Annotated in this window: 28 protein-coding genes; 18 read left to right on the top strand and 10 right to left on the bottom strand. The window is 60.5% G+C overall.

Features of this window, described 5'->3' with window-relative positions; all coding sequences use genetic code 11:
- Window positions 1–10: 10 nt before the first annotated feature.
- Window positions 11–772 (bottom strand): sulfite exporter TauE/SafE family protein, encoded by a 762-nt coding sequence (locus AB5I78_RS19900; RefSeq protein WP_369301156.1) that lies wholly within the window; start codon window positions 770–772, stop codon window positions 11–13.
- A 10-nt stretch (window positions 773–782) separates the two neighbouring features.
- Window positions 783–1,832 carry a selenide, water dikinase SelD gene (selD, locus tag AB5I78_RS19895; protein ID WP_369301155.1) on the bottom strand — a complete coding sequence of 350 codons (1,050 nt, stop codon included), beginning with the start codon at window positions 1,830–1,832 and terminating at the stop codon, window positions 783–785.
- A gap of 319 nt (window positions 1,833–2,151) precedes the next feature.
- On the opposite strand from selD, the gene msrA reads away from it, so the two are divergent.
- From msrA to AB5I78_RS19880, 3 genes are all read left to right on the top strand, one after another.
- Window positions 2,152–2,658, top strand: a complete 507-nt coding sequence (msrA, locus tag AB5I78_RS19890) for a peptide-methionine (S)-S-oxide reductase MsrA (protein ID WP_145158649.1) — start codon at window positions 2,152–2,154, stop codon at window positions 2,656–2,658.
- A 93-nt stretch (window positions 2,659–2,751) separates the two neighbouring features.
- Window positions 2,752–3,237: a GNAT family N-acetyltransferase gene (locus tag AB5I78_RS19885; RefSeq protein WP_369301153.1), complete on the top strand. Its 486-nt coding sequence runs from the start codon at window positions 2,752–2,754 to the stop codon at window positions 3,235–3,237.
- Between the two features lie 93 nt (window positions 3,238–3,330).
- Window positions 3,331–3,855, top strand: a complete 525-nt coding sequence (locus AB5I78_RS19880; RefSeq protein WP_369301152.1) for an N-acetyltransferase family protein — start codon at window positions 3,331–3,333, stop codon at window positions 3,853–3,855.
- A gap of 186 nt (window positions 3,856–4,041) precedes the next feature.
- Here the strand turns inward: AB5I78_RS19880 and AB5I78_RS19875 are convergent, their stop codons facing one another.
- The 5 genes from AB5I78_RS19875 to AB5I78_RS19855 all read right to left on the bottom strand — a co-directional run bounded on the left by AB5I78_RS19875 (window position 4,042) and on the right by AB5I78_RS19855 (window position 8,139).
- Window positions 4,042–4,371: a DUF6124 family protein gene (locus AB5I78_RS19875; protein ID WP_369301151.1), complete on the bottom strand. Its 330-nt coding sequence runs from the start codon at window positions 4,369–4,371 to the stop codon at window positions 4,042–4,044.
- A 322-nt stretch (window positions 4,372–4,693) separates the two neighbouring features.
- Entirely contained in the window at window positions 4,694–5,944 is a 1,251-nt protein-coding gene (locus AB5I78_RS19870) for a flavin-containing monooxygenase (protein WP_369301150.1), read from the bottom strand.
- A gap of 336 nt (window positions 5,945–6,280) precedes the next feature.
- Window positions 6,281–6,724: a type II 3-dehydroquinate dehydratase gene (locus AB5I78_RS19865; RefSeq protein WP_369301149.1), complete on the bottom strand. Its 444-nt coding sequence runs from the start codon at window positions 6,722–6,724 to the stop codon at window positions 6,281–6,283.
- A gap of 15 nt (window positions 6,725–6,739) precedes the next feature.
- On the bottom strand, window positions 6,740–7,720 hold the full coding sequence (locus AB5I78_RS19860; RefSeq protein ID WP_369301148.1) for an NAD(P)H-quinone oxidoreductase: 981 nt from the start codon (window positions 7,718–7,720) through the stop codon (window positions 6,740–6,742).
- Window positions 7,717–8,139 carry a RidA family protein gene (locus tag AB5I78_RS19855; RefSeq protein ID WP_253397581.1) on the bottom strand — a complete coding sequence of 141 codons (423 nt, stop codon included), beginning with the start codon at window positions 8,137–8,139 and terminating at the stop codon, window positions 7,717–7,719. Before AB5I78_RS19855 ends, AB5I78_RS19860 begins: the two co-directional genes overlap by 4 nt.
- Window positions 8,140–8,322: 183 nt before the next feature.
- Here AB5I78_RS19855 and AB5I78_RS19850 point away from each other — a divergent pair, with 183 nt between their 5' ends.
- From AB5I78_RS19850 to argE, 7 genes are all read left to right on the top strand, one after another.
- Window positions 8,323–9,297 carry a LysR family transcriptional regulator gene (locus tag AB5I78_RS19850; protein ID WP_145158627.1) on the top strand — a complete coding sequence of 325 codons (975 nt, stop codon included), beginning with the start codon at window positions 8,323–8,325 and terminating at the stop codon, window positions 9,295–9,297.
- A gap of 334 nt (window positions 9,298–9,631) precedes the next feature.
- On the top strand, window positions 9,632–11,149 hold the full coding sequence (locus tag AB5I78_RS19845) for an amino acid ABC transporter permease/ATP-binding protein (protein ID WP_145158625.1): 1,518 nt from the start codon (window positions 9,632–9,634) through the stop codon (window positions 11,147–11,149).
- 28 nt (window positions 11,150–11,177) lie between these two features.
- Window positions 11,178–12,050 (top strand): phytanoyl-CoA dioxygenase family protein, encoded by an 873-nt coding sequence (locus AB5I78_RS19840; protein ID WP_369301147.1) that lies wholly within the window; start codon window positions 11,178–11,180, stop codon window positions 12,048–12,050.
- A 28-nt stretch (window positions 12,051–12,078) separates the two neighbouring features.
- Entirely contained in the window at window positions 12,079–12,909 is an 831-nt protein-coding gene (locus tag AB5I78_RS19835) for an ABC transporter substrate-binding protein (protein ID WP_242195335.1), read from the top strand.
- A 50-nt stretch (window positions 12,910–12,959) separates the two neighbouring features.
- On the top strand, window positions 12,960–13,691 hold the full coding sequence (locus AB5I78_RS19830; protein ID WP_145158619.1) for a class II aldolase and adducin N-terminal domain-containing protein: 732 nt from the start codon (window positions 12,960–12,962) through the stop codon (window positions 13,689–13,691).
- Between the two features lie 9 nt (window positions 13,692–13,700).
- The gene (locus AB5I78_RS19825; protein ID WP_369301146.1) at window positions 13,701–14,378 is read left to right on the top strand and encodes a DUF1028 domain-containing protein; all 678 of its coding nucleotides are present in this window, start codon (window positions 13,701–13,703) and stop codon (window positions 14,376–14,378) included.
- Window positions 14,375–15,526 carry an acetylornithine deacetylase gene (argE, locus tag AB5I78_RS19820; protein ID WP_262207831.1) on the top strand — a complete coding sequence of 384 codons (1,152 nt, stop codon included), beginning with the start codon at window positions 14,375–14,377 and terminating at the stop codon, window positions 15,524–15,526. The genes AB5I78_RS19825 and argE overlap by 4 nt, the downstream gene beginning before the upstream one ends.
- Before the next feature lie 138 nt (window positions 15,527–15,664).
- Here argE and AB5I78_RS19815 read toward each other — a convergent pair whose 3' ends face one another.
- Window positions 15,665–16,903, bottom strand: coding sequence for an acyl-CoA dehydrogenase family protein (locus AB5I78_RS19815; protein ID WP_369301144.1), 1,239 nt, complete (start codon window positions 16,901–16,903; stop codon window positions 15,665–15,667).
- Between the two features lie 273 nt (window positions 16,904–17,176).
- Between AB5I78_RS19815 and AB5I78_RS19810 the strand changes: the two genes are divergently transcribed.
- From AB5I78_RS19810 to AB5I78_RS19800, 3 genes are all read left to right on the top strand, one after another.
- Window positions 17,177–18,100: an ABC transporter substrate-binding protein gene (locus tag AB5I78_RS19810; protein ID WP_262207828.1), complete on the top strand. Its 924-nt coding sequence runs from the start codon at window positions 17,177–17,179 to the stop codon at window positions 18,098–18,100.
- Between the two features lie 138 nt (window positions 18,101–18,238).
- The gene (locus AB5I78_RS19805) at window positions 18,239–18,541 is read left to right on the top strand and encodes a type II toxin-antitoxin system RelE/ParE family toxin (protein ID WP_242195319.1); all 303 of its coding nucleotides are present in this window, start codon (window positions 18,239–18,241) and stop codon (window positions 18,539–18,541) included.
- Window position 18,542: 1 nt separating this feature from the next.
- Entirely contained in the window at window positions 18,543–18,923 is a 381-nt protein-coding gene (locus tag AB5I78_RS19800) for an addiction module antidote protein (protein WP_242195316.1), read from the top strand.
- 41 nt (window positions 18,924–18,964) lie between these two features.
- Here the strand turns inward: AB5I78_RS19800 and gudD are convergent, their stop codons facing one another.
- A complete protein-coding gene (gene gudD, locus AB5I78_RS19795) occupies window positions 18,965–20,290 on the bottom strand; it encodes a glucarate dehydratase (protein WP_369301141.1) in 1,326 nt (441 codons plus the stop codon).
- Between the two features lie 19 nt (window positions 20,291–20,309).
- On the bottom strand, window positions 20,310–21,671 hold the full coding sequence (locus AB5I78_RS19790) for an MFS transporter (protein WP_242195309.1): 1,362 nt from the start codon (window positions 21,669–21,671) through the stop codon (window positions 20,310–20,312).
- A 348-nt stretch (window positions 21,672–22,019) separates the two neighbouring features.
- Here AB5I78_RS19790 and AB5I78_RS19785 point away from each other — a divergent pair, with 348 nt between their 5' ends.
- The 5 genes from AB5I78_RS19785 (at window position 22,020) to AB5I78_RS19765 (ending at window position 25,997) form a co-directional block, all read left to right on the top strand.
- On the top strand, window positions 22,020–22,730 hold the full coding sequence (locus AB5I78_RS19785; RefSeq protein ID WP_145158605.1) for a FadR/GntR family transcriptional regulator: 711 nt from the start codon (window positions 22,020–22,022) through the stop codon (window positions 22,728–22,730).
- A gap of 24 nt (window positions 22,731–22,754) precedes the next feature.
- Complete coding sequence (locus tag AB5I78_RS19780; RefSeq protein WP_145158603.1) at window positions 22,755–23,450, top strand: tRNA (adenine(22)-N(1))-methyltransferase TrmK; 696 nt, start codon at window positions 22,755–22,757, stop codon at window positions 23,448–23,450.
- A gap of 101 nt (window positions 23,451–23,551) precedes the next feature.
- Window positions 23,552–24,775 carry a DUF1444 family protein gene (locus AB5I78_RS19775; protein WP_369301139.1) on the top strand — a complete coding sequence of 408 codons (1,224 nt, stop codon included), beginning with the start codon at window positions 23,552–23,554 and terminating at the stop codon, window positions 24,773–24,775.
- A 265-nt stretch (window positions 24,776–25,040) separates the two neighbouring features.
- The gene (locus AB5I78_RS19770) at window positions 25,041–25,613 is read left to right on the top strand and encodes an ATP phosphoribosyltransferase regulatory subunit (protein ID WP_145158599.1); all 573 of its coding nucleotides are present in this window, start codon (window positions 25,041–25,043) and stop codon (window positions 25,611–25,613) included.
- A gap of 93 nt (window positions 25,614–25,706) precedes the next feature.
- Window positions 25,707–25,997, top strand: coding sequence for a DUF3144 domain-containing protein (locus tag AB5I78_RS19765; RefSeq protein ID WP_119742530.1), 291 nt, complete (start codon window positions 25,707–25,709; stop codon window positions 25,995–25,997).
- The last annotated feature ends 80 nt before the right edge of the window (window positions 25,998–26,077 follow it).

The raw sequence follows: 26,077 nt of genomic DNA, 5'->3' as shown, positions 1-26,077 counted from the left end.
GACTCACAGGTCAAATAAGCACGCGCAGCATGAGCTGGAGCGAGCACAGCAAAACGAAAGCATTCAGCGCCTGTTTCAGGTGCCGCGAGTCCAGCCGATGAGAAAGCATGGCTCCGAGCAAACCACCCACCAATATCCCCAGTACCAACTCACCGGTGTAGCCGAGAAAATCCATGGTTGAACCCACTCTGCCGAATAACGCCCCACTTGCGCCGATGATACCGATCAGCGCCGAGGTCGAAATGGCCTGCTTTATCTGCAGACCAAACAAGCTGATCAGCACAGGCAAGTAGATGAACCCGCCACCCTGTCCAACCAGCCCGCACAATACGCCCAGCACCAGCCCTATCAGTGGCAACGACAGCGATTGATGGTTGCACAACAGGGCCACCGGTTTACGGAACAGGTACGTGACCAACAACGACATCAACCCCAGCAGGCCGAAGACGAACAGGATGAAGTTTTCGCTGAAGGCATCAGCATTCAGCGAGGCAAAAAAGTTGGCGACAGCCATCGGTACGGCAAAGCTTCTGATCACTCGCCAATCGGGCTGAAACTTGATGCGGTGCAGCGCGAACGACACGAGGGACGAAAAGAAGCCCTGTGCGGAAGACAGCCCCGTCACGACTTCAATCGGCAGTTTCTGACCGGACAACATCGGGTAAATCAGCACCAACAGGGGCGTCACGATGATGCCCCCGCCGATACCGAACAGACCTGACATGAAACCCGCCATCACGCCCACACCGACCATCACCGGGTAGATTGTCATGGCTACCATCTCAGCAGACCTTGATCTTGCCGGTCCCTTCCTTCATCCGACCGATAACAATCAGATCAGGGCAAAGCGCCTGCCACGCTCGACGGTTCGTTTCAAACCCTTCGGCACTCACCGTGAACAGCAAACCGCCATTCGTTTGCGGGTCATGCAACAGAAACTTTCTAGCCAAGGGAAGATCAGCCAGGTACTCCACGTTCTGCGCGTACTTTTTTAGGTTAGAAAAAATACCGCTGTCAGCCGACGTCACCGCCACTGCCAATGACTCTGTTCCGTCATAAAAAACCAGACCGCTTGTATCGAGGTCAACATCCAGTTGCCCCAGCCCGACCATCTCACTGATATGGCCGATCAGGCCGAACCCGGTGATATCAGTCAAACTGCTGACTTCAGGGCTTTCGCTCAGCGTGCGGCCAAACGCGTTGTCGCCGGTGATCTGGGCAAGCGTCGACGCGGCAATATCCGCTTGCTCAATCACGCCGGTCTTCAGGGCATTGGCGAGGATGCCGACACCAATCGGACGCGTCATGACCAGCAAATCACCGGCCCTGGCGGTGTTATTTTTCTTCAGCCGGTGCTTTTCCACCTCACCAATGATCGAGAAACCGTACAAGGGCTGGCTGTTCTTGATCGTGTGGCCACCGACGATGCTCACATTGAACTTGTTCATCACCGACTGGGCGCCCAGGATCATCTGCGTTACCTGCTCGGCCGAAACCAGTTCCGGGTCGAACGCCATGATCGAGTTGGCAATCAGCGGACTCCCGCCTGAAGCAAAGATATCGCTCACAGCATTGCTGGCTGCCAATTGGCCGAAGACATAAGGATCGTTGACTATCGGGGAGAAAAAATCGGTGGTGAATAAAAGGTATTTTTCACCTGCGTCATAGACGGCGCAATCGTCAGAAGACTCAAAGCCCAATACCACTTTGTCATCCGACACCGTATTGGCTGCTGCAGTTTGCGACAGAATCTTGGTTAACACGCTGGATGGGATCTTGCACCCGCACCCACCGCTCTCAGATTTATCCATAATCTGACAAAACATCGACATCGGCTTTCCTTAAAATCCATTTTCCATAATTAAAACAGCGGCTTAGCGTGCTAGAACTGGCTGTTATGTCCTATTTCCGCCGACAAAAATCGCATGGTTTCATTGCAGAAATATGACGCCATGGCGGCAATTTGAAGTCATGCGGATGTCAGCGCGCAGTGGCGTATGAACCATTGCCTCACGGCTGCGCAGCGCTGTGCGGCCATTTTGCTGGCCGGGAGTTTTATGAGTGAGGCGAGCGCGACCCGACGTTCACCCTTGCTATTGCCCAGCGCAGCCCCATAACTATCCCGGTACTCATTCAGCACAAGGGCAGACCATGACCAACCAAACCGAAACCGCGATCCTCGCCGGCGGCTGCTTCTGGGGCATGCAGGACCTGTTGCGGCGCTACCCCGGCGTACTCAGCACGCGAGTCGGCTACACCGGCGGCGATGTGCCGAATGCCACTTATCGCAACCACGGCAATCATGCTGAAGCGATTGAGATCGTGTTTGATCCTGCGGTGATCACGTACCGGCAGATTCTCGAGTTCTTTTTCCAGATCCACGACCCCAGCACGCCTAACCGCCAGGGCAATGACCTTGGGCCAAGCTATCGTTCAGCGATTTATTACCTGAGCGAACAGCAACGCGACATCGCCGAAGACACTGCTGCCGACGTGGATGCCTCCAAGTTGTGGCCAGGCCGTGTGGTGACTGAGATAGAACCCGCAGGGCCGTTTTGGGAAGCGGAGCCAGAGCATCAGGATTATCTGGAGCGCATACCCAATGGCTATACCTGCCACTTCATCCGGCCGAACTGGAAGTTGCCCAAGCGCGCCTGAGCCTGAGGTGCGCTTAAAAAAACAAGGTAGACCACGCTTCGGGAAACCGTATAAACGTGGTCTTACTCCTGCGCCTATATAGAGTGCAACGTCATGCCCATCACACGCGATCAAAACGCCCCAGTGAAGTTAGTCCTCGCTCAACCCAGCGACCTGGACGATTTGGTTGCCATTCGAATCGAGGCGATGCGCGACAGTCTGGAGCGTGTCGGGCGGTTTGATCCGGTGCGGGCGCGTGAGCGCTTTGTCAGCGGCTTCGAACCCCACAACACCCGTTACATCGAGGTCGCTGGAGACCGGGTCGGCTTTGTCGTGGTCAAGCACGACCCCGATCAACTCGTGCTCGACCACCTGTACGTGAGGCCGAGTGCGCAAGGGGCAGGGGTAGGTGCTGCGGTGCTTACTCTGATTTTCAAAGAAGCGGACGCGGCTGCACTGCCGATCAAAGTGGGTGCTCTCAAAGAAAGCGCCTCGAACCGGTTTTATACCCGCCATGGTTTCCAATTCGTCGAAAGCAGTGAATTCGACAATTATTACGTCCGTCAGCACCTTACGGCGCGCGGCGTAACTGGCCCATAGTGTGTATGGATGGCACGAGGGGCTGTGCATCGCAAAATCGTCATCGAGGCCGGCTTACGCTAACCCCTTGATATCCGAACAAGGAACGCTTCGATGATTCGTCACGCCTCACCCGCAGACGCCAGGGCGATTGCCCAGGTGCACATCAGCAGTTGGCAGGACGCCTATCGCGAGCTGATGCCCGCCGACTACTTGGGTGCGTTGAGCTCGACGTTGGCCAGGCGCGAGTCATTTTGGATGGCCTCGATTGAGTCGGGCGAATCAAAAGTCTGGGTGGCGCAGGTGAACAAGCAGGTAGTCGGCTGGGTATCCGTCGGCGCCAGCCGTGATGAGGATGCTGCTGCGCAGAACGTAGGTGAAGTGATGGCCATCTACGTGGTCGCGGAGCACTGGCACACGGGCGTCGGGCTGGCGTTGTGGAACGCGGGCTTACAGTATTTGGCTGAGCAGGGGTTTGAACAGGTAACGCTGTGGGTGTTGGCCCGTAATGAAAGGGCTGTCCGGTTTTATCGCCGGGCAGGCTGTGTTGAGGAGGCGGGCAGTGAGCGCACGCTTGAAAGGGGCGGTGTGCAGCTGGTCGAGGTGAGGTATCGGTTGCCGTGTATTCGGTTGCGTTAGACAGAACAGGCGGCAGGCCACGCCTTTAAAGGTGGCCTGTTCCCCACTACCCATCAGTTAAGCGCCGATCCCCCTGTGGGAGCGGGCTTGCCCGCGAAAGCGGTGGGTCAGTCGACTGCAATGTTTGCCAGCCCGACATGTTCGCGAGTAAGCCCGGTTGTTTATTCGGGCCATACAGTTGAAAGCTTAGCTACCCGCTACAGCAGCCTCCCGCTCCATCAGCCTGTCCATCAACAAAACCCCCAACTCACTCAACTGGTGAATCGCCAGCGCCACGTCGCGCTGTTTCCCGGTCAGGTCCTCCGACAGGTCAAGCAGCAAGGCGGTCACTGAGGAGAAGGTTTCGTAGCTGTTGGTGATCAGGGTTTCGTTGCTGGCGTCGGCGGCAACGCAGAACAAGCCTGGCGGCGATGGTGAGTCAGTTTCTGGATTGAGATAGCGATCAATCTCGCGATGCGCCGCCTGGTTCAGCTTCAGGTCCGGCTCGTTCGGAGGGTTGGGTGTGACTTTGAACATGTGTGTTGTACCTGATTAGGGCCAACACCTCTTCGCTACTAAACGATGGGGTGGCAGCTGTGCGCAGGTTAGTAGACCGGGGAAACACACAAAGCCGGCGCGCCCGAGGGCGCCCTGCACACAGCCACCATCAAGCACAGACAAGAACATCTGACAGATGAGGCTCATGCACTTTATGTTATCGCTCGGGCTACTAAACCCGATCACTGAGTGTTCAGCGACCGAGCAACCTTAGAGACGCCCACCCAAGCGCACAAGCCGGCGGATTCTGACGCAAGCGTAGGCAACGGAGCAAGGCGCTGTCGCCTCGGACTTTGCTGTTTCAGGGCTTGGTGTAGGACATGTACTCATTCTGCAAAACAATATGGTCGGCCACGTACTTCGCGTCGTGCCAAACCCCGTAGATAAACGACGACGCGCGGTTCACCAGATTCGGCAGGCCGAGGAAGTAAATCCCGCTCTGCGCCGAGATCCCGCGCTTGTGAAACGGCTCGCCTTTTTCGTCAAACGCATCGACCTTCAACCAGCTGAAATCGAATTTAAAACCAGTTGCCCAAAGGATAGTGGTCACGCCGGCCTCGGCCAGGTCCAGGCTGAGGATCGGGTTAACCAGGCACTGCGGGTCGGGCAGCAATTTCCAGGCGTCGGGCTCCAATGGGAACGGCAACCCGTTGGCCTCGATGTAGGCGTCGGCGTCGCGCAGTACATCAAAGTAGGCGCGGTCACCTTCGGCCACGTTGTCGGCCAGGCCCGGTTCGAAAGTCATGACGCCCTCGTTCCACTCGCGCGTGACGCCGACCAGGTGGATGCCCTGGTGGGCCAGGCGGCGGAAGTCCACGGTCTTACCGCCCTCGTAGCCGCTGACGGCAAAGGCCACGTGCTTTTTCTTCGGCTGAATTTTGACTTCGTCCCACAGGCCCAGCGCGCCGAGCCACCAGCAGTAGTCGCGGCCGCGGTACGCGCGGGGCGGGCGGTAGTGTTCGCCCACCGAGAGGTACACGGTTTTGCCGGCCTTTTGCAGCTCTTCGGCGATTTGTGAGCCGGAGGCGCCGGCGCCGACCACCAGCACGGCGCCTTCGGGCAATTGCGCAGGGTTTTTGTAGGTGGAGGAGTGCAGTTGGTGCACGGGCGCGGTGGTCGGGACGATGGTGGGGATCGATGGGCGCTGGAACGGGCCGGTGGCAGCCACCACATTGGCGGCTTCGATGATGCCCGCGGAGGTGGTGACTTTGAAGCCGGGGCGGCCCACATGGCGTTCCACGCGCTGGACTTCCACGCCGGTGCGCACGGGGGCCTGTAACTTCTCGACGTAGGCTTCGAAGTAGTCGGCCATGCGCTCTTTCGGCGGGAAGGCTTCGGGGGAAATGCCCTCGAATTTCAGCCCGGGAAAGCGGTCGTGCCAGGCCGGGCCGTTGGCGACCAGCGAGTCCCAGCGCTCCGAGCGCCAGCGTTCGGCGATGCGGCTGCGCTCCAGCACGAGGTGCGGCACACCCATCAGGGAAAGGTGCTCGCTCATGGCGACGCCGGCCTGGCCTGCGCCCACTACCAGGGTGTTGATTGTTTCCACTGACATGTGCGTTTCCTAAAAGTGAACGACCTCGGTCGGTTTGGGCGACGCGCAAGCATCGACAGCCTCAGTGTGATCACGCAGTGAAAGGAGCGAAATTATGCTTTTTGAAGGCAGAGGTTAGGAAAATCCAAACCCCATGGGGCAATCACCAGCAGCGTCATTCTCGATGCATCACTGATGCACCCTGAATACACGCTTTTTCAGCCTGATTTTTTCGACGGGTAGCTGCGTCAGCCAGTTTGCGATGCAGGTGCACGGGTAATCAGATGCACTGCGGTGACCCCTTCGCCGCCGCGCTAAAGCTCGACAGCGCCCACAGTTGATCTGCGGTGAGGCGGTTCATTGGGTTTTCAGCAACGTGGCCACCGCCGTAAGCGCCAGCTCATAACCCAACGCCCCAAGCCCTGCGATAACGCCGGTAGCCGCCTTGGACACGTAAGAGTGATGCCGAAAACTCTCGCGCTTCCAGATGTTGCTCATGTGCGCTTCGATGATCGGGCCGTCGAAGGCCAGCAGCGCGTCGAGGATCGGTACCGAGCTGTAGGTGAGCCCGGCGGCGTTGATCACGATGGCGTCGGCGTTCAGTCGCGCTTCCTGTATCCAGTCCACCAGCACGCCTTCATGGTTGCTCTGACGAAAGTCCAGGGTCAGGCCCAGCTCAGCGGCGTGGCGTTGGCAGCGTGCTTCGATACTGGCGAAGCTTTCGCTGCCGTAGGTGCCGTTTTTGTCCAGCCCGTACAGGTTGGCGTTAGGGCCATTGAGAAAAAACACGCGGTGGTGCATGGCTTGCGCTCCAGGTTATTGCGCGACGGTCAGCACGACTTTGCCGACGTTGGCGTTGGCCTCCAGCAGGCGATGGGCCTCGGCGGCGTGCAGCAGTGGCAGCTGCGTGTGGATCTGCGGGCGCACCAGGCCGGAGGCGAGCCAGGGTAAAAAACGCGAGCGGATGCACACCGCCAAACGGGCTTTTTCGGCGTGGCTTTTAGGGCGCAGAGTGGAAGAGGTGAGGCTGAGGTTTTTGCGCATCAAGGCCTGTAAATCCAACTCGATTTTCGCGCCTTGCAGGAATGACAGACTCACATGCCGCCCGCCCATCGCCATGGCGGCGAGGTTGCGCGCGACATAAGGGCCGCCGACGTTATCCAGCACCACGTCCACGCCGCGCCCTTCGGTGCAGTCGTTCACTACCTCGACGAAATCTTCAACATGGCGATCCACCGCGCGCCACACGCCAAGCGCTTGCAGCATCGCGACTTTCTGCGCGCCGCCGGCGGTGGCAATCACCCGCGCTCCGGCGGCGTGCGCGCACTGCACGGCAAAGCTGCCGACGCCACTGGCGGCGCCGTGGATCAGCACGCTGTCGCCGCTGCGCAGGCGGCCCAGTTCAAACAGGTTGTGCCACACGGTGAACGCCGCTTCCGGCACGCCAGCGGCATCCTGAAGTGACAACCCCGCCGGCACCGGCAAGCAGTGCGCCGCCTGTGCCACGCAGTACTCGGCGTAGCCGCCGCCGTTGAGCAGCGCCATCACGCGGTCGCCAGGGGCAAACTCGTCTACGCCAGGGCCTGTCGCGACCACAATGCCCGCCGCTTCCAGGCCGAGCACGTCGGTGACGCCAGGCGGAATCGGTGCGCCGCTGCGTTGCATCAGGTCCGGGCGATTGACGCCTGCGGCGGCCACGCGAATCAACACCTCGCCGGCTTCGGGCGTTGGCACCGGGCGCTCCACGCCGTGCAGCACCTCCGGCCCGCCCGGCTCACGGGCAATCACCGCCTTCATACGGCCCAGTCATCCGGCACAACGGCGATCACGTCGATTTCCATCAGCCATTCCGGCTGGCCCAGGCCGGAAATCACCAGCCCGGTGGAGATCGGGAACACGCCTTTGAGCCACTTGCCCACCTCTTGATACACCGGCTCGCGGTAACGCGGGTCGATCAAGTACGTGGTGGTCTTGACGATGTGCGACAGGTCGGAGCCGGCCTCTTCAAGCAGTTGCTTGACGTTTTTCATCGCCTGCTCGGCTTGCGCGCGCGGGTCGCCAAGGCCGACCAGGTTGCCGTCAAAATCGGTGCCGATCTGGCCGCGCACATAGATGGTGTTGCCGGCGCGAACGGCCTGGCACAAGTCGTTGTCCAGCGCCTGGTTGGGGTAGGTCTGTTTGGTGTTGAACATGCGGATGCGGGTGTGGGTCGGCATGGAGGGCAACTCATCGGAAGCGGGATACAACAAGCTTCACATCGCCCTCGAACTCGCGAAACCAGCATTTGCGCGCGGTAGTGCTTAGGAAAAACCGAAGCCCGTGCAGGTCATCGGTTCGCGCCTGACCCGGCACGAACCCTGCAACACCCCGCGTACAGTCATTGTTGAGGGGCAGGCGTAATGCTCAGTCGTATTACTCAGCGTCAACTGGAGTATTTCGTGGCGTCAGGAGAGGCGGGCAGCATCAGTGCTGCGGCTGAGCGCATTCATGTGTCGTCGCCGTCGATCTCGGCCGCCATCACCCATATGGAAGCCGAGCTGGGCATCCAGCTGTTTATCCGCCATCACGCCCAAGGCATTTCGCTCACGGCGGTGGGGCGCCAGGTGATGCAGGAAGCCAAGCTGATTCTGGAGCAGATGACCAACCTCTACACCATCGCCTCGGAGTCGTTGAACACTGTGCGCGGGCCTTTGCGGGTGGGTTGCCTGGAGTCGCTGGCGCCGATGATCACCCCCGAACTGGTGTTTGGTTTTGGCCGCGCCTTCCCCGGCGTGCGGCTGACCCAGGCCGAAGGCAACCACGAGGAATTGCTGGAAAAACTGCGCAGCGGCGAGCTGGATATCGCCCTGACCTACGACCTGGTGACCAGCCCCGACATCGACTTCCAAGCCCTGGCGCACCTGCCGCCGTACGTGATGGTCGGCGAGTATCACCCGCTGGCGAGCTTGCCGGCGGTGAGCATGCAAGACCTTGAAGCGTATCCGGTGGTGCTGCTCGACACGCCCTGGAGCCGCGACTATTTCCTCAGCCTGTTCATGCAGGCGGGCACCACGCCCAACATCATCATGCGCTCCACCAACCTTGAAACGGTGCGCGCGATGGTCGGCAATGGCATTGGCTATTCCTTCGCGAATGCGCGGCCCAAATCCAATGTGTCCCAGGATGGCAAACGCGTGATTCGCCTGCGCCTGGCCGGCTCGCACCGGCCGATGCGGCTGGGCTACGCCACGGCGAGCAACACCCAGCTGTCGCGTGTGGTGTCGGCGTTCGCCGAGCGCTGCCGGATGTTTGTGTCCGACCAGTACATCCCCGGTATGGCGCCGCCGAGCTTTTTTGACCCGCATGCGGTGCGGGTCTTGAGTGGTGTGAGCTGAGATTGCACCAAAAGGTGGCGCGGGCTGCGCCACTTGCTCGGCGGTGCACTCTTTTGGCCGGAGCAAACAATCCCGGAAACATTAGAGGACCCATGTGGGAGCGGGCTTGCTCGCGAAGGCGGTATGTCAGCTACACATGGGTTGACTGACACACCGCATTCGCGAGCAAGCCCGCTCCCACATTTGATCTTCATTGTTTCTCCTAGCCGGTTATCACTGCATAGGTTCTGCCTACCCAGTGGGCCGGGTTTTACGAATTGACCCTGCACCCCCGTCCCCACGACTCTCATCCCATCGATGCAGATCAATTTCTTTTCAGCAAGGCACCGCGACGATGACATTCGACTGGCACTACATGTTTGGTTTGCTCGCCGATCCCGAGTTCTGGCGGGCGACGTGGACGGTAATCAAGCTCAGCACCCTGACCTGGGTCCTGAGTATTGCCCTGGGCTTTCTGCTGGCGCTGGCCAAACAATCCAAACATGGGCTGCTCAGCGTCCCGGCCCGAGGCTATATCTGGTTGTTCCGCAGCCTGCCGCTGCTGGTGCTGCTGATCTTTATCTACAACCTGCCCCAGGCGCTGCCCGGCACCTCGGCCGTGCTGGCCGACCCGTTCTGGTCCGGCCTGCTGGCGTTGGTGATCTGCGAGACGGCGTACGTGGCCGAAATCCACCGTGGTGGTTTGCTCTCGATTCCCAAAGGGCAGGGCGAAGCGGCGCGGGCGTTGGGCTTGAAGTTCTTTGGCACCCAGTGGCGCGTGGTGATTCCCCAGGCGTTGCGCGTGGCCCTGCCGTCGCTGGCCAACGAGTACATCTCCATCGTCAAGCTCACCTCGCTGGTGTCGGTGATCTCGCTGACCGAGATTTTGATGGTCGGCCAGCGCCTGTATTCGCAGAACTTCCTGGTGATCGAAACCATGGCGGCGGTGGCGTTTTTCTACGTGTTTATCGTCACCGTGTTCGACTTCCTGCTCAAACGCCTGGAGCGCTTTCTCGACGTCAACCAGCGCAATGTGTCGCGCGTGCCGGATGCGGCGGTGCTGGCATTGGCCACGCAACAACGCACGGCGCCGGAGCGCCCGGCCAACACCGGCGTCGCCGCGCTGCAAGCCGCAAGGTTGCATAAGGCTTACAACGACATTGAAGTGCTGGGCTCGGTCAACCTGCAGGTGCAGCCGGGTGAAGTGGTGTCGGTGATCGGGCCGTCCGGGTCGGGTAAAACCACGCTGATCCGCCTGCTCAACGGCCTGGAGCAACTGGACAACGGCGAGATTCATATCAACGGCCTGCCGTTCATTCACTTGCACAAAGTCGGCGCGCAGAAACCTCAATTTATTGAGCACGCCGAGCACCGCCTGAACATCGGCATGGTGTTCCAGAGCTTCAACCTGTTTCCGCACTTGAGCGTGCTCGACAACCTGCTGATGGCGCCGAAATACCATCGCCTGGGGCGCACCGATGAACTCAAGCAACAGGCCTACGCGCTGCTGCACAAGGTGGGCATGCTCGACCACGCCTGGAAGTACCCGCACCAGCTGTCCGGCGGCCAGCAGCAACGCGTGGCCATTGCCCGCGCCTTGATGATGCGCCCGCAGATCATGTTGTTCGACGAGCCCACCTCGGCGCTCGACCCCGAGAAAGTCAACGAAGTGCTGCAGGTCATCGAAGCCCTGGCCGGGGAGGGCATCACCATGGTGATCGTCACCCACGAGATGAACTTCGCCTTCAAGGTCTCCGACCGCATCGTGTTCATGGAAAAGGGTCGCGTGGTCTGCGACGACACGCCCCAGGCCCTGCGCAGCGGCCACAACCCACGCGTGGAGGCGTTCCTCAAGGACGTCTCGCTGGCGTGATCTCGTTAATGTTCAGGACTCACACAAAATGATCGAGCAAGCTCAAATCGAACAATTCCAGCGCGACGGCTTCCTGGTGGTGGAGGGCGTGTTGTCGCTGGACGAAGTGGCCGCGTTGCAACATGACTTCGACCAGTGGGTGGAAGAGAGCCGCAGCCACGACCAGGGCTGGGGCGCCACCGTGGATGGCCGCGCGCGCTTCGACCTGGAAGGCGATCATCGCGCCGATCACCCGTCGTTGCGCCGCGTGAGTTCGCCCACCGAGATTTCCCCGGCGTATGAGCGCGTGGCACTGCACTCGCGGATGGCGGCGATTTCCGCGCAGTTGGTGGGCGCTGGCGGCGCGCGTTTTCACCACAGCAAGATCAACTCCAAACTGCCGCACACCGCGACGCAGGTGAAGTGGCACCAGGACTTTCTGTTCACGCCGCACAGCAACGACGACATCGTCACTGCCTTGCTGATGGTCAGCGAAGTGACCCCGCAAAACGGCCCACTGAATGTGATCCCCGGCAGCCACAAAGGCCCGCTGTGGTCGCACTGGCAGAACCAGCGTTTTACCGGTTCGGTGGACGATGCCGTGGTTCAAGAACATTGCCAGCAACCGGTCGCCTGCTACGGCCCGGCCGGCTCCGTGTGCTTTATGCACACGCGCCTTTTACATGCTTCCAGCCCTAACGAGACCGAACTGCCGCGCACCCTGTTCATCAGCGTCTACGCCGCTGAAGACGCGCTGCCATTCGGCGAAAACCCGCTGCCCAGTGCACACGCCGGCCTGCTGGTGGCCGGTGAAGAAAGTGGCTTGGTGCGTTCCACCGACAACCACCTGCGCTTGCCGCAGAAACCCCGTGGCGCATCGTTCTTTGTGCAACAGGCCGGCCAAGACTGCGCGACTGCCTAACCCCCTAAAACCCTTGCAGGTAATGACCATGACAGCGTCTCAAAAAAGTCTTCGCCCTCTTGCCGTGTGCCTGTTGGGCGCCGCGGTTGCACTGACCTCGTTGGCGGCTTCGGCGTTCCAGCAGGAAGGCAAGATCATCGCCGGTTCCGACGTGACCTTCTTCCCGTATGAGTACATGGATAACAACACGCCGGCAGGCTTTGATATCGAGTTCATGGACGGCCTGGGCAAGGTCATGGGGCGCAAGGTCGAAACCCTCGACACGCGCTTCCCCAACCTGATCACCGGCCTGCAGGCCGGGCGGTTCGATGTGACCAACTCGTCGATGTACATCACGGCGGAGCGGGTCAAAGTCATCGACATGATCCCTTACCTGAAAAGCGGCGAGTCGATCCTGACCCTCAAGGACAGTGCGTTCCAACCCAAGAAACCGGAAGAGTTCTGCGGCCACAAGATCGGCTCCATGGGCGCCACGTCCTGGCTGGCGCAGATGCACAAACTGTCGGATGAGTACTGCGTGGCCAAGGGCTTGAAACCGATTGCGATCAGTGAATACAGCACCGACCCGCAAACCACCCAGGCCTTGCTGGCCCACGCCGTTGAAGCGCAGATCACCGATGCCGCCGTGGCGCGGGGTGTGGTCGACAAGCTCGGCAGCCGCGTGGTGATTTCGTCCGACACGCTGATCTACCCGGTCCTCAACGGCTTCGGCGTGAAAAAGGGCAACGACGAGGTGAAAAAAGCCCTGCTCGACGGGCTGCAAAAGTACCGCGCGACCCCGCAATACGCGGCCTTGCTCAAGAAGTACAACTTTGAAGCGCCGACCGATGCCGACATCGCAGCGTTGATGCCCAAGTAAGCCTATTGCGCGGCCGCAGCCTTGCGGTCGCGCCTTGCGGAGACAGATTCATGGCGTTATCCCTTGAAGAACAGGCGCGCATCGACCTGGCGGCAACCTTTCGCATCATTGCCCACCTGGGCATGCACGAGGCGGTGGCCAACCATTTCAGCGCGGCGGTATCGGCCGACGGCAAACAGTTTTTGCTTAACCCGAAGTGGAAGCATTTTTCGCGCATTCGCGCCAGCGACCTGTTGCTGTTGAACGCCGACGACCCGGCCTGCGCCGACCACCCGCATGTGGACGCCACCGCCTGGTCGATCCACGGGCAGATCCACCGACTGCTGCCGCAAACCCGCGCCGTGCTGCACTTGCACCCGGTCTACACCACGGCGGTGGCGTGCCTGGCCAAACCGCACATTCCGGCGATTGACCAGAACACCGCGCGCTATTTCAACCGCGTGGCTGTGGACGAGCTGTACGGCGGCATGGCTGACACTGAAGCCGAAGGCGCGCGCCTGGCCGCGCTGCTCGACGGCAAGAGCCGCCTGCTGATGGGCAACCATGGGGTGATGGTCACGGCCGCGTCCATTGGTGAGGCCTTTGACGATATCTGGACCCTGGAGCGTGCCTGCCAGATCCTGGTGACGGCGTGGTCCACTGGGCAGCCGTTGCGGGTGTTGTCGGATGACGTGGCGGAGAAAACCGCACGCGGCTGGGAAGGTATCGCGGACTTTTCGCGGCAGCACTTTGAAGAAATGAAGCAGTTGATGATCGACGCCGACCCTTCGGTGCTCGACTGAGGGCTTTTTATGACGTTTTCCGTTGTCGCTCGCTGTGCCGAAACCGGCCAGTTGGGCATTGCGATCAGCTCTTCAAGCATTGCCGTTGGCGCCCGTTGCCCGTGGCTGCGACCCGGCGTGGGCGCGGTGGCGTCGCAGAACATCACCTTGCCGAGTTTGGGCCCGCATATCCTGGATAGGCTAGGGCAGGGCCTGGCGCCGAGTGAGGCGCTGGAAACGGTGCTGGCCGGCCAGGATCACAGCCAGTATCGCCAGGTAATGGTGATCGATAACCAAGGCCGCACGGCGCATTTCAGCGGCGCGCAGACCCTTGGCATTCATGCGGCGTTGAGTGGTGAGCAATGCGTGGCCGCGGGGAATATGCTCGCCGATCCCGGCGTGATCGAGGCCATGGTGCGGGCGTTCGAAAACGCCTCCGGGCACCTGGCCGACCGATTGCTTGCCGCGATGCAGGCGGGCCAGGCTAAAGGCGGTGAAGCCGGCCCGGTGCATTCGGCCGCCCTTGTGGTGGTCGATGACCTGCTGTGGCCCATCGTCAATTTGCGCGTGGACTGGGCCGATGACGATCCGATCGGCGCCCTAGACCAATTGTGGCAGGCCTATCGCAGCCAACTGCAGGACTACATTGACCGCGCCATCAACCCACACCAGGCACCGGGCTATGCGGTACCGGGAGATGACCGATGAGCAACAGCCGCGACCTGCTGGCGCAACTGGTGCGTTTCGACACCACCAGCCGTGAATCCAACCTGGCCTTGATCGACTTTGTGCGCACGTATTTGCAAGGCCACGGCGTGGCCTGCGAGTTGGTGTTCAACGCGCAAAAGAGCAAGGCCAATCTGCTGGCGACCCTTGGCCCGGCCGGCGTGCCGGGGATTGTGTTGTCCGGGCACACCGATGTGGTGCCGGTGGACGGTCAGCGCTGGACGGTGGCGCCGTTCGACCTGACGGAAAAAGACGGCAAGTTGTACGGGCGTGGCACGGCGGACATGAAGGGCTACATCGCCTGTGTGTTGGCCTGCGTGCCGGCACTGGTGCAGGCGCCGCTGCGCATGCCGGTGCATATCGCGCTGTCCTATGACGAAGAGGTCGGCTGCCTGGGTGTGCGCTCGCTGATCGAAAGGTTTCACGCGCAACCGGTCAAGCCGCTGCTGTGCGTGATTGGCGAGCCCACCGAGCTCAAGCCGGTGCTGGGCCACAAGGGCAAGCTGGGCATGCGCTGCCAGATCCATGGCGCGGCGTGCCATTCGGCCTATGCGCCGTCCGGCGTAAACGCCATCGAATACGCTGCGCGGTTGATCAGTGAGCTGGTGCGACTCGGTGAAACGCTCAAGGCTGAGCAGCACCTTGATGCGCGATTTGACCCGCCATTTTCCACCGTGCAAACCGGTGTGATAAGCGGCGGGAAGGCGTTGAACATCGTGCCGCAGGATTGCAGTTTTGACTTTGAAGTGCGCTCGTTGCCGACCCAGAACCCCTGGCAGGTTGCTGACCAGTTACGCGGCTACGCCGAACACACGCTGCTGCCGGCAATGCAGGCAGTGAGCGCGCAGTGTGCGATCAGCTTCAGCGAGTTATCCAGCTACCCGGGCCTGGCGACGTCGCTGCAGAGCCAGGCGGCTGAGTGGGTTGCGCAATTCTGCGGCTCGCGCGACTACGGCACTGTGGCTTTCGGGACTGAGGGCGGGCTGTTTGACCAGGCAGGGATTCCCACCGTGGTCTGCGGACCGGGGAGCATGGAGCAGGGCCACAAGCCCGACGAGTTCATCAGCCTGGAACAATTGGCGGCGTGTGACCGGATGCTGGCGCGGGTGGTGGCGTTTGTGAGCCAGTAAGCCCACCCCTATCCAATGGGGGAGCAGGCTTGCCCGCGATGCAGGCGCCCCGGTCTTGCCGTTAAACCGAGGTGATGCCATCGCAGGCAAGCCAGCTCCCACACAAGCCAGCTCCCACATTTGCTCTGTGTTGTTTGATCAGGCTTTGGCCACCCCCACGCGCCACTGCGCCGGCGGCAGCAAGCCATTCACCAGGTAATTGCCCACAATCCGCGACTTGTACACGCGCGGGTTATGGTTCGCCAGCGTGCGCGCATTGCGCCACAGCCGGTCCAGCGCTTTGTTGCTGGCCGTGGCGCTGGCGCCCAGCGCGTCAAACAGTGCGGTGGTCGCCGCAAGTGTCGCGTCCACTACCGGGTTGACTGCCAGGCACACTTCCAGCTCCGCCAATGCCACGTGTGGGTCATCGTCGTGCAGCGCTTGCTTGTGGGCGATCACAGACTGCGCCGTCTGCTCCAGGCGCTGCGCCGCTTGCTGGGTGATGGCGTGCGCGGCGTAGGCCTGGCTGGCGACTTCGCCGATGACTTGCAGCAACTGCACGTCTTGCGCTGCGGTGTCGGCGTTGCCAGTGGTGAAGGTCCTGGCGCGCTGGCTGAGTTCTTGTGCACCGCTCAGCGCCGCACGGCGAGCAATGCCGGCGAGGGTGCTGAGGTGGTAGATCTGGTAGAACGACTGGCCGTAGCCGAAGCGTTGGTGGGTAGGGCGCAGGTCGTCCTCCACCGGGGCATTGTCGAAGATACAGGTGCCGCTGGCGGTGAGGCGTTGGCCGAAACCATTCCAGTCATCGACGATGTGCACGCCGGGGGCCTTGAGGTCGACGACGACGGAATACACCGTGCCGTCCTCACCCGTGGCGACGGTATTGATCAGGTCGCTGTAGAGCGCGCCGGTGGTGTAGAACTTTCTGCCGCTGATGCGCAGGGTGCCGTCGGCATCGCGGTGCAGACGGGTTTCGAAGTCGCCTCGGGTCTGGTTGCCGACTTCGGTGCTGCCGGGAGAGAGCAGCGCGCCCTGGCCGAGCCGGTCCAGCCATTTGGCGCGCCAGTCGAGGTCTTTGGCACAGAGGACGTCTTCGCAGAAACCAAAATGCCCGCGCAGGGCCTGGGTGATGTTGGAGTCGGCGGCGGACAGTTCGGTGAGCAACGCAAGCAGTTCGGCAAAGGTCGCGCCCTGGCCACCGTGGCTCACGGGCAAGCGCCAGCGGGGCAGCCCCAGTTCGTTGAGTTGGCGGATAACAATCGCCAGGCTGGCGCGTGTCTGATCGGCCTCTGCGGCTTGCGCAAGGATCTGCGCAAAAAGTGGGCGAAACGGTGCAGCCAGTTGTTCGTAACGGGAGGAGGGCGCAGCGCCCCAAATATTCAACGCAGAAATCGACATGCAATGGACCTTGCAGAAAGTGGCTCAGGTGCTGGGGTCCAGTGGTCTGGTGCCGTCACCCTAACCCACGGTTCGCAAAGTTTTTAATACGAAAAATAGCTATCAAGCTGTGCGGCGGTTCTATCGATAGTGCGCAACAGTATTAAACCCCGTGATTTTATTGCGTTAGCTTCTACTGGCGCCGTACTTGGCGACCTTCCAATCCCTTTTCTCATCACCAGACTGCACGCCCACAGATGGTTGAGTCAGCCCTCACGTGTGTGGAGTGCGTTCATGATCAATCGTCGACACTTGCTTGCCCTGCTCGGCCTGGCCGTTCTTACGCTGCACGGTCCTTCTGTCGAGGCGGCAGAGCCCCTGACGCTCACCGTGGGCGATCAGTTTTTCTCCAACCGCATTGTTCTGGAGCTGTCAGGCGAGTTGAAGGACTTGCCCTACAAGATCGACTTCAAGCGCTTCAATACCGGCTCCCCTGTGGCCTCGGCGGTTGCCAGCGGCGCGCTGGATGTGGGGATTGTCGGTGACACGCCGGTGATCAGCCTGGCGGCCAATGGCGCGCCGGTGAAAGTGGTCGCCAGCACCCAGACCAGCCTTGACGGCGTCGGCATCGTGGCGCGCAAAGGCATCCAGTCGGTGGCCGATCTGAAAGGAAAAACCATCGCAATCTGGAACGGTTCGTGGAGCCAGCAACTGGCCTACAAAGCCCTCGACGAAGCCGGCGTGCCGCGCAACAGCGTGAACTTCAAATACCTGCTGCCGGCCGAGGCCAGTCTGGCGTTGACCCAAGGCGACATCGACGCGTTCGGCACCTGGGAACCCTACGTGTCGCTGCAGGAGAAAGAGGGCAGCAGCCTGATTCGCAACGCCAAGGGCTTGATGAGTGCGCCGACCTACATCGTCGCGTATGAGCCGGCGCTGGCGCAGAAAGGCGCAATCATCAAAGACTTTGTCGCACGCCTTACCCGCGCTCGTGTGTGGAGCAACAGCCATGTCGACGAGTACGCCGAGGCCTGGTCGAAAGCCAACCAGTCTGCGCCGCAGATCGCCAAGGTGTGGTTCAAGCGTGACGCAATCAAGGTGCTGCCGATTTCGCCGACGATAGTCAGCGAGGCGCAGGCCACGGCGGATTTCCTGGTGGATGCGCAGATGCTGAAGCAGCGCTATGACGTGACGCCGCTGTTCGATCGGGCACTTTAAACGTAAAGGACATAAGCGCTAACAGTATCGACAGTCTGATTATGCGTGGGCTGAGCTAGGTTTTTTGTTCCGGATCGCGCCGGAACAAAAAATTAACTAGCATCGGCAAGGAGTAGCCAGTAGGCTACATGTGAATCTGTGACTAACTTGATCGGCAGGACGCCGGAGTTCGATACATGGCTCGACGGTATGAAGGATATCTGGGGGAAAACGGCTGTTCTGACGCGCTTGGACCGCGCCGAAGACAACAATTTTGGCGACTGCGAGCCAGTCGGCGAAGGCCTGAGTGAAATGCGTGTTTTCGTCGGGCCTGGTTACAGGATTTATTTTGTACGGACGGGGATCACCGCTTACCTGATGTTATGGGGCAGCGATAAAACCGATCAGAAGCGGGGAATCAAACGGGCAAAAGAGATACTCGATGCCCTGAGAGGTCAATGAAATGAGTGAATCGAAATTCAAACCCGAGGACATGCCGATCCTCGATCTTGATACCTCCGGCACACAGGTTTATGAGGCGTCGCGCTTTCTCGACAGCCCGCAAGTTATCAGTGCTTATCTGGCGCAAAGCATGAAGTCGCAAGACCCGCAGGTGTTTATGAAGGCGCTTGCCGAGGTTGCCAAAGCCCAGGGCGTGAACAAGGTGGCTGAGGCGGCCGGGGTCAACCGCGAGAGTTTGTATAAAACCCTGAAGGGCGGCTCGAAGACCCGCTATGAAACGATCCACAAGCTGATGCTGGCGTTAGGCGTTGAGCTGACTGTGCAGCCGATTGCGCTCAATCAGGCGACAAGCGCTAAGCCAGTGGTCGCCGGTAAACCATGATGGCTTAACGGCGCCCACATTGACCGACTTTGCGCTGAGGCTCAGCGCACCAGGCACGGCTGCTTGTTGTTGAAGCGCCAGCCCGGAATCAAGAACTGCATCGCCACGCTGTCATCTCGCGCCCCAAGGCCCATGCCTTTGTACAGCTCGTGGGCCTTGGCCACTGCATCCATGTCGATCTCCACGCCCAAGCCAGGCTGGGTGGGCACTTTGACGTAGCCGCCTTCGATTTTCAGTGGCGCCTTGGTCAGGTGCTGGCCGTCCTGCCAGATCCAGTGGGTGTCGATGGCGGTGATGTCTCCCGGTGCGGCGGCGGCCACTTGGGTAAACATCGCCAGGGAAATATCGAAGTGGTTGTTGGAATGCGAACCCCAGGTCAGGCCCCATTCATTGCACATCTGCGCTACACGCACCGAGCCCTGCATCGTCCAGAAGTGCGGGTCGGCCAGCGGAATGTCGACCGATTGCAACTGGATCGCGTGGCCCATTTCGCGCCAGTCGGTGGCGATCATGTTGGTCGCGGTTTTAAGCCCGGTGGCACGGCGGAATTCAGCCATGACTTCGCGACCCGAGTAGCCGTTTTCTGCGCCGCAGGGGTCTTCGGCGTAGGCGAGCACGTGGTGTTGGTCGCGGCACAGGCGGATGGCTTCTTTGAGTGACCACGCGCCGTTGGGGTCAAGGGTGATGCGCGCATCGGGAAAGCGTTCGGCCAGGGCGGTGACGGCTTCGATTTCTTCATCGCCACTCAGGACGCCGCCTTTGAGCTTGAAGTCGTTGAAACCGTATTTGGCCTTGGCGGCTTCGGCCAGGCGCACCACCGACTCGGCGGTCATGGCTTGTTCATGACGCAGGCGGAACCAATCATCATCGGCGTCCGCCTCGTTGCGGTAGGCCAGAGAGGTGGTCGTACGGTCGCCGACATAAAACAGGTAGCCGAGCATTTTTACCGCATCACGTTGCTGCCCTTCACCCAGCAGCGCCGCCACCGGCACTTCCAGGAACTGGCCCAACAGGTCGAGCAGCGCCGCTTCCATGGCGGTGACGGCGTGAATGGTGATGCGCAGGTCAAAGGTCTGCAGGCCGCGGCCGGCGGCGTCGCGAGCGGCAAAGGTGCTGCGCATCTGGTTAAGGATGCGTTGGTATTGGCCAATTGGCTGGCCGACCACCAGGCTGCGCGCATCTTCAAGGGTTTCACGGATGCGCTCGCCACCGGGCACCTCGCCGACGCCCGTGTTGCCGGCGCTGTCCTTGAGAATCACGATATTGCGGGTAAAGAATGGCCCGTGGGCGCCGCTCAGATTGAGCAGCATGCTGTCGTGGCCTGCCACCGGGATGACTTGCAAATGGGTGACTACGGGAGTGTTCATGGCAATGTCCTAAGTAAGCTCAAAGAGGTTTGCTGATGGCGGCGCCGGTTGGCGCAGCGCTGGCAGAGGTCAATACGGGCGAGGGCGACGTCTTGGCGAAAAACACCAGGATCGCGGCAAGCACTGAGGTGCCGGCCAGGCCGTAGAGGCCGCCCTGGATCGAGCCGGTGGTTTGTTCCAGAAAACCAAACGTGGTCGGGGCCACGAAACCGCCCAGGTTGCCGATGGAGTTGATCAACGCGATCACGGCCGCGGCGATGCGCACATCCAGATAGCCTTGGGGAATCGGCCAGAACAGCGACGAGGCGGACTTGAACCCGATCGCCGCGAAGCAGATTGCCACGAAGGCAAAGATTGGCCCGCCGGTGGTGGACATGAACATGCCCGCAGCGGCAATCAACAGCGCGGCGGCCACCCAGGCTTGCTGGAACTTGAACTTGCCAGACAGCGAGGCGAAGGCGTACATGGCGATGATCGAGATCAGCCACGGGATCGAGTTGAAGAACCCCACCTGTATGTCGCTCAGGTCACCCATTTTTTTAATGATGCTCGGCAGCCAGAAGGTCGCCGCGTAGATCGTCAGCTGGATACAGAAGTACAGGGCGCAGAACAGCAGAATCTGGCGGTCCTTGAGCAGTTTGCCAATGGTCGGTTTGACCGTGGTCAGCGCTTCCCGCTCACGTTGTTCCTGGTCGATGGCGCCGACCAGCGTGTCCTGCTCTTCGCGGGTCAGCCATTTGGCGTCGTGGGGTTTGGAGTCCAGCCAGAACCACACGAAGAACCCCAGCGCCACGGACGCCAGGCCTTCGATGGCGAACATCCATTGCCAGCCGTGAAAGCCGAAGCCTTCGATTTGCAACAGTGCGCCCGACAAGGGACCGGAAATCAGCGAGGCGACCGCCGAACCGCTGAGGAAGATCGCGATGGCCTTACCACGCTCCACGCCCGGCAACCAACGAGTGAAGTAGTAGATCACCCCAGGGAAAAACCCGGCTTCGGCCACGCCCAGCAGAAAGCGCAGGATGTAGAACTGTGTTTCGTTCTGGATGAACGCCATCAGCGTGGCAACGATGCCCCAGGTGAACATGATGCGCGTCAGCCAGATCCGCGCACCGACCTTTTGCAGCAGCATGTTGGAGGGCACTTCAAACAGCGCATAACCAATAAAGAACAGCCCGGCGCCCAGGCCATAGGCGGCCGCGCCGATGCCCAGGTCATGCTCCATGTGCGTGCGCACGAAGCCGATATTGACCCGGTCGATGTAGTTGAGGATGAACATGATCACGAACAGTGGGAGCACATGGCCCTTCACTTTGCTCACGGCGCGCGTGAGTACTGAGTCGCTGGGTGAAGCGGCAGATACATGGTTTGAATTGGTCACAATTCAAAACTCCCCTGATTTATTTTTATGCGGGTTTGTGTGTCTTGTTGATAGACATCATACAAGTGCATTTCTTTTTTTCGCAATGCGGCGTGGGGTGTATTTGTTCTTATAAGCGCAGCGTTGGAATAGGTATTTTGGTTATTTGCCCAGCTTTACTGGGTTTTTATACCGTTTCGCGTGTGTCGGGAAGGTGTAAGCGTGACCCGCTAAGCGACACTGACGCCCTTTGGGTTAAGCGCTATCAAGTTTGGTTGTCATACAAGTGCGGCATTTTTTGAATCAACTCAGCGTCGCCGCCAGGCGGGGTGTTAAGCTCCGTCCAGCCCAACCCCGTGGACCCTAGCGATGCCCATTGAAAACGGAACCCTGGTCCGAAGACGTTCCAATAACCTGGCCCAAGGCGTGGTTGATGCGCTGACCCAGCGCATCCTGCTCGGCCAGCTCAAGCCCGGTGAAAAACTGCCGTCCGAATCCACCATCGTGCTTGAGCATGGGGTGAGTCGCACGGTGGTGCGCGAAGCCATTTCCAAGTTGCAGGCCTCAGGCCTGGTAGAAACCCGCCACGGCATCGGCACCTTTGTACTGGAGCAGCATGCGCAACAGGGCTTGCGCCTGCATGTGGACACCGTCGCCAGCGTGCGCAATATGCTCGAGCTGCGCCTGGGCCTGGAGGTGCAAGCGGTGGCGCTGGCCGCTGTGCGCAGAAGTGACGAGCAACTCGTGCGCATGCGCGAAGCGCTGGATGACTACCAGGCTTCGCTGGCCAACAACGACAGTTGCGTGGAGGAGGACAAGCGCTTTCACCAACTGATCGCCGAGGCCACCGGCAATACCTTCTTCACTGAAATCATGCTGCACCTGGGCAATGCGATGATCCCGCGCACGCAGGTCAAGGGCGCCGAGCGCGGCGGCGCCGATTTTGCCAAGCTCGGTCAGTTGGCGAACCTGGAGCACGAAGCGATCTTCAATGCCATCAAGCGCCAGGACCCGGACGCCGCGCGCGCGGCCATGGTGCTGCACCTGACCAACAGCCGGGATCGGTTTTCGGGTGTGTAATGTTGTGCTGATAAGGAACAACCGTTGAACGAACACACATTGTCCATGCGCCTGGAGCGCGTGGCGGCAAACGTGCCGGCCGGTGCGCGCCTGGCCGATATCGGCTCGGACCATGGCTACCTGCCGGTAGCCTTGATGCGTCGCGGCGTGATCGCGGCGGCGGTGGCGGGGGAAGTGGCGGCCACGCCCTTTCACGCGGCCGAACGTACGGTACGCGACAACGCTTTGCAGCAGCACATCAGCGTGCGGCTGGCTGATGGTTTGGCGGCCATTGAACCGGCGGACGCAATCACCGCGATCACCCTGTGCGGCATGGGTGGCGAAACCATCCGCGACATCCTCGACAGCGGCAGGGCGCACCTGAACGGCCAGGAGCGCCTGATCCTGCAACCCAATGGCGGCGAACAACCCTTGCGCCAATGGCTGATGGATAACGGCTACCAGATCGTGCGCGAGGAGCTGTTGCAGGAGAACCGGTTTTACTACGAAATCATCGTCGCCGAACGCGCTGAGCCGCTGATCTACACCGCGCAACAGCTGTACTTCGGCCCGCTGCAAATGCAAGCGCGCAGCCCGGAGTTCCTGGGCAAGTGGCAGCGCATGTTGCGTCAGAAGCACAAGACCCTGGCCAGCTTCGAGCAGGCCCGGCAGACGGTGCCCCAGCACAAGGTGCAGGAGATTGAACAGCAGGCGCGCTGGATCACCCAACTGCTGGCTTGAACTGGCAACAGTGAACAGGGTCACACATCCCAGACCGGCGCTTTACCCGGTCTCTTGCGCCGCCCATGATGGACGGCTCGCACCCATGGAGGACGCTGCGCATGTTCGGTTCCCTGCTCGACAAACTGTTCAATCGCCCGCTGACCCAAGACGCATTCGCCGAGAAAGTCATCAAGGCGGCTCGCGAAGCGGGTTTCAGCGAGCCTCTTGAGTACGTGCCCAAAGAGTTCCGCCTCAAACATGGCGACGGTAGCTACTTCAACCTGCATAACGCGTTCAATGACTATCAGAACGCCGAAAAAGCGCACAAATCTGACGTATTGAAAGGGTATGTATCGACATTGCTCGGCTACAAAAAGCCAGCCCCGCCCACCTTTGAAGGCGTCAGGCCGCTGTTGCGGCCGGTGATTCGTAACCTGGCGATGCTCGAAGAAGTGCGCCTTTATCACGTACGCAGCAAGGGCTGGGATGCGCCTTACACCGCCGTTCACAAAGCGCTGGGCACCGACTGCGTGACCCTGCTGGCGGTGGACTACCCCGAGACCACCTCCACCCTGACCGAGGGGCCTGATCCACAGTGGGGCGTGAGCCTGGACGAGGCGTTGGCGGTGGCGGTGAGCAATCTGCGTGAAGCGACCCAGGACGCGTTCGACGAAATTGTGCCCGGCCTCTACCTCGGCCGCTGGAATGACGGCTATGACACCAGCCGCGTGCTGCTGCCGGATGTCCTGCAGCGTGCGGCCATCAAGGGCCGCCCCGTGTTCATGATCCCGACCCGCGACATCCTGATGGTGACCGGTGACAAGGATGAAGAGGGCATTCGGCACATGGTCGAGGTCAGCTTCAAGGCCATGGAAAGCGGACGTGCGGTGTCCAGCCAGGTCTACACCTATGACGATCAACGGATCGTGCCTTTCATCAGTCAGGATGAAGCGCTCAAGGCGCGCATGGCGAGCCTCGAACACATGCTGCTGCAGGGCAACTACCACGCGCAGAAAGAGCAGCTCGACACCCTGCACGATGAGCAGAAGATCGACGTGTTTGTCGCGACCTACACGTTGTTCGAGTTGAAGGACAGTCACGGCAAGACCTTCTCGATCTGTAGCTGGACAGAAACCGTCGACACCCTGCTGCCCAAGACCGACCGCGTGGCGCTGGTGCAGATCCAGCCCGATGGCACCGCCCAGACCCAGGTGGTCGAATGGGCTGAGCTTGAGGCCAAGGTGGGTGACCTGCTGGCGCCGGCGAGCTTGTACCCGGCGCGCTATCGCACGCTGGGTTTTCCGACGCCTGCGCAATTGAGTCAGCTGACGCCGCTGGTTTAACGCCGGCTTGTCACGCCTCACCCACCTGTGCAAGGATCGCCCATGACTGAATTTTCGCTAAGCAACCGCCATCACCCCCACGGACCTTGCCCAAGGTGCCGCGGTTGCTTGCGCTCACTGACTGACCAGAACCTCTGATCACTCAATGAACCACCACCCAAGGCGCCCACGGCGCCTTTTTTATTGCTTGTAAAAAGGGAGATTCAAAGGATGACAATGCTACGTGGTACCCGAATAGTGACTGGTAAAGAAGCCGCGACGATGCGTGAGATCGAGGCGCGTTTTCGGAGCTATCTTCATCGACGCGGGCGCTGAAGAAGCCATCGTGCCGGCCCTGTGGGGCCAGGACACGTTTATCGAAAAAGCCGGCGGCAGTGAAATCATCGGGCAGATGTGGGCCTTCGATGACAAGGCCGGACGTCAGTGTTGCCTGATCCCGGAAGCCACCGCGCTGTTCCAGGAACGCAACACGCAATTGCTTGGCACGCGCGAGGAGGCGATGTTTTTCTACGTGGCGCGGTGTTACCGGTATGAGCGGCCGCAAGCTGGGCGCTACCGGGAGTTCACTCAGTTGGGGCTGGAAATTCTCAGCCCTGAGCCCGCGCTGGCGTTGCAGCGCAGCCAAGCGCTGTGCACCGGTTTTCTCGACACGCTGGGCCTTGACTATGAGCTTAACCTGGCCGTCAAACGCGGGTTGAGTTACTACCTGCAAGGCAATGGCTTCGAGGTGCGTTGCCCCGCGTTGGGGGCTCAGCAACAAGTGGTGGGCGGCGGTGCATACCGCGAAGGTGCCGGGTTCGGCATCGGGCTTGAGCGTCTGGTGCTTGCGTTGGCGTGACGTGCAAGGACGCCTCCACCCGGAGGCGTCTCCTATCCGGCCGCTGGATATGCTCCAATAGCCGCCATCATTTGCTCACCCGGGGACACCGCCATGGCCGACACCACCGACCAAGCCTTCTACGACCGTGCCGACGCACACATCGAACTGTCGAACGAGCAACTCAAAACCTGTGAAAACCTCGGCGAGGTCAGCGCCTCGATGATGTTCGGCACCACGCGCTTCAACGCCTGGGCCAGTGCACGCAACTTCAAGTCCGGCGCCGAAATGGCCGAGGCGCGGGAAGCGATGCTGAAGTATTTTTGTGACCAGTACCGGATGATGCTTGAGGACAATCTGGATGATCACATCAATAATTTCAGTCAGTACATGTTGGTCAAATAGCTCGCCGGCACCGATTCAACTTGCTCTTGTACGTTGAGTTGTCTTTTCTTCAGTAGCCGTTGGATGTCCATGGCGGCTTC

It is taken from the genome of Pseudomonas sp. N2-3-1-14 (assembly GCF_041228395.1).
Classification (GTDB): domain Bacteria; phylum Pseudomonadota; class Gammaproteobacteria; order Pseudomonadales; family Pseudomonadaceae; genus Aquipseudomonas.
This window is presented reverse-complemented; position numbering and strand designations above follow the sequence as displayed.

What these genes read in the sequence shown, in the direction of transcription:
- AB5I78_RS19850 (WP_145158627.1), top strand. Translation starts at nt 8,323, where the DNA reads ATGCTCAGTCGTATTACTCAGCGTCAACTGGAGTATTTCGTGGCGTCA.
- AB5I78_RS19900 (WP_369301156.1), bottom strand. Translation starts at nt 772, where the DNA reads ATGACAATCTACCCGGTGATGGTCGGTGTGGGCGTGATGGCGGGTTTC.
- AB5I78_RS19765 (WP_119742530.1), top strand. Translation starts at nt 25,707, where the DNA reads ATGGCCGACACCACCGACCAAGCCTTCTACGACCGTGCCGACGCACAC.
- AB5I78_RS19865 (WP_369301149.1), bottom strand. Translation starts at nt 6,724, where the DNA reads ATGCACCACCGCGTGTTTTTTCTCAATGGCCCTAACGCCAACCTGTAC.
- AB5I78_RS19810 (WP_262207828.1), top strand. Translation starts at nt 17,177, where the DNA reads ATGATCAATCGTCGACACTTGCTTGCCCTGCTCGGCCTGGCCGTTCTT.
- AB5I78_RS19870 (WP_369301150.1), bottom strand. Translation starts at nt 5,944, where the DNA reads ATGTCAGTGGAAACAATCAACACCCTGGTAGTGGGCGCAGGCCAGGCC.
- gudD (WP_369301141.1), bottom strand. Translation starts at nt 20,290, where the DNA reads ATGAACACTCCCGTAGTCACCCATTTGCAAGTCATCCCGGTGGCAGGC.
- AB5I78_RS19785 (WP_145158605.1), top strand. Translation starts at nt 22,020, where the DNA reads ATGCCCATTGAAAACGGAACCCTGGTCCGAAGACGTTCCAATAACCTG.
- AB5I78_RS19815 (WP_369301144.1), bottom strand. Translation starts at nt 16,903, where the DNA reads ATGTCGATTTCTGCGTTGAATATTTGGGGCGCTGCGCCCTCCTCCCGT.
- argE (WP_262207831.1), top strand. Translation starts at nt 14,375, where the DNA reads ATGAGCAACAGCCGCGACCTGCTGGCGCAACTGGTGCGTTTCGACACC.
- AB5I78_RS19845 (WP_145158625.1), top strand. Translation starts at nt 9,632, where the DNA reads ATGACATTCGACTGGCACTACATGTTTGGTTTGCTCGCCGATCCCGAG.
- selD (WP_369301155.1), bottom strand. Translation starts at nt 1,832, where the DNA reads ATGTCGATGTTTTGTCAGATTATGGATAAATCTGAGAGCGGTGGGTGC.
- AB5I78_RS19875 (WP_369301151.1), bottom strand. Translation starts at nt 4,371, where the DNA reads ATGTTCAAAGTCACACCCAACCCTCCGAACGAGCCGGACCTGAAGCTG.
- AB5I78_RS19800 (WP_242195316.1), top strand. Translation starts at nt 18,543, where the DNA reads ATGAGTGAATCGAAATTCAAACCCGAGGACATGCCGATCCTCGATCTT.
- AB5I78_RS19860 (WP_369301148.1), bottom strand. Translation starts at nt 7,720, where the DNA reads ATGAAGGCGGTGATTGCCCGTGAGCCGGGCGGGCCGGAGGTGCTGCAC.
- AB5I78_RS19855 (WP_253397581.1), bottom strand. Translation starts at nt 8,139, where the DNA reads ATGCCGACCCACACCCGCATCCGCATGTTCAACACCAAACAGACCTAC.
- AB5I78_RS19825 (WP_369301146.1), top strand. Translation starts at nt 13,701, where the DNA reads ATGACGTTTTCCGTTGTCGCTCGCTGTGCCGAAACCGGCCAGTTGGGC.
- AB5I78_RS19880 (WP_369301152.1), top strand. Translation starts at nt 3,331, where the DNA reads ATGATTCGTCACGCCTCACCCGCAGACGCCAGGGCGATTGCCCAGGTG.
- AB5I78_RS19885 (WP_369301153.1), top strand. Translation starts at nt 2,752, where the DNA reads ATGCCCATCACACGCGATCAAAACGCCCCAGTGAAGTTAGTCCTCGCT.
- AB5I78_RS19775 (WP_369301139.1), top strand. Translation starts at nt 23,552, where the DNA reads ATGTTCGGTTCCCTGCTCGACAAACTGTTCAATCGCCCGCTGACCCAA.
- AB5I78_RS19840 (WP_369301147.1), top strand. Translation starts at nt 11,178, where the DNA reads ATGATCGAGCAAGCTCAAATCGAACAATTCCAGCGCGACGGCTTCCTG.
- AB5I78_RS19835 (WP_242195335.1), top strand. Translation starts at nt 12,079, where the DNA reads ATGACAGCGTCTCAAAAAAGTCTTCGCCCTCTTGCCGTGTGCCTGTTG.
- AB5I78_RS19830 (WP_145158619.1), top strand. Translation starts at nt 12,960, where the DNA reads ATGGCGTTATCCCTTGAAGAACAGGCGCGCATCGACCTGGCGGCAACC.
- msrA (WP_145158649.1), top strand. Translation starts at nt 2,152, where the DNA reads ATGACCAACCAAACCGAAACCGCGATCCTCGCCGGCGGCTGCTTCTGG.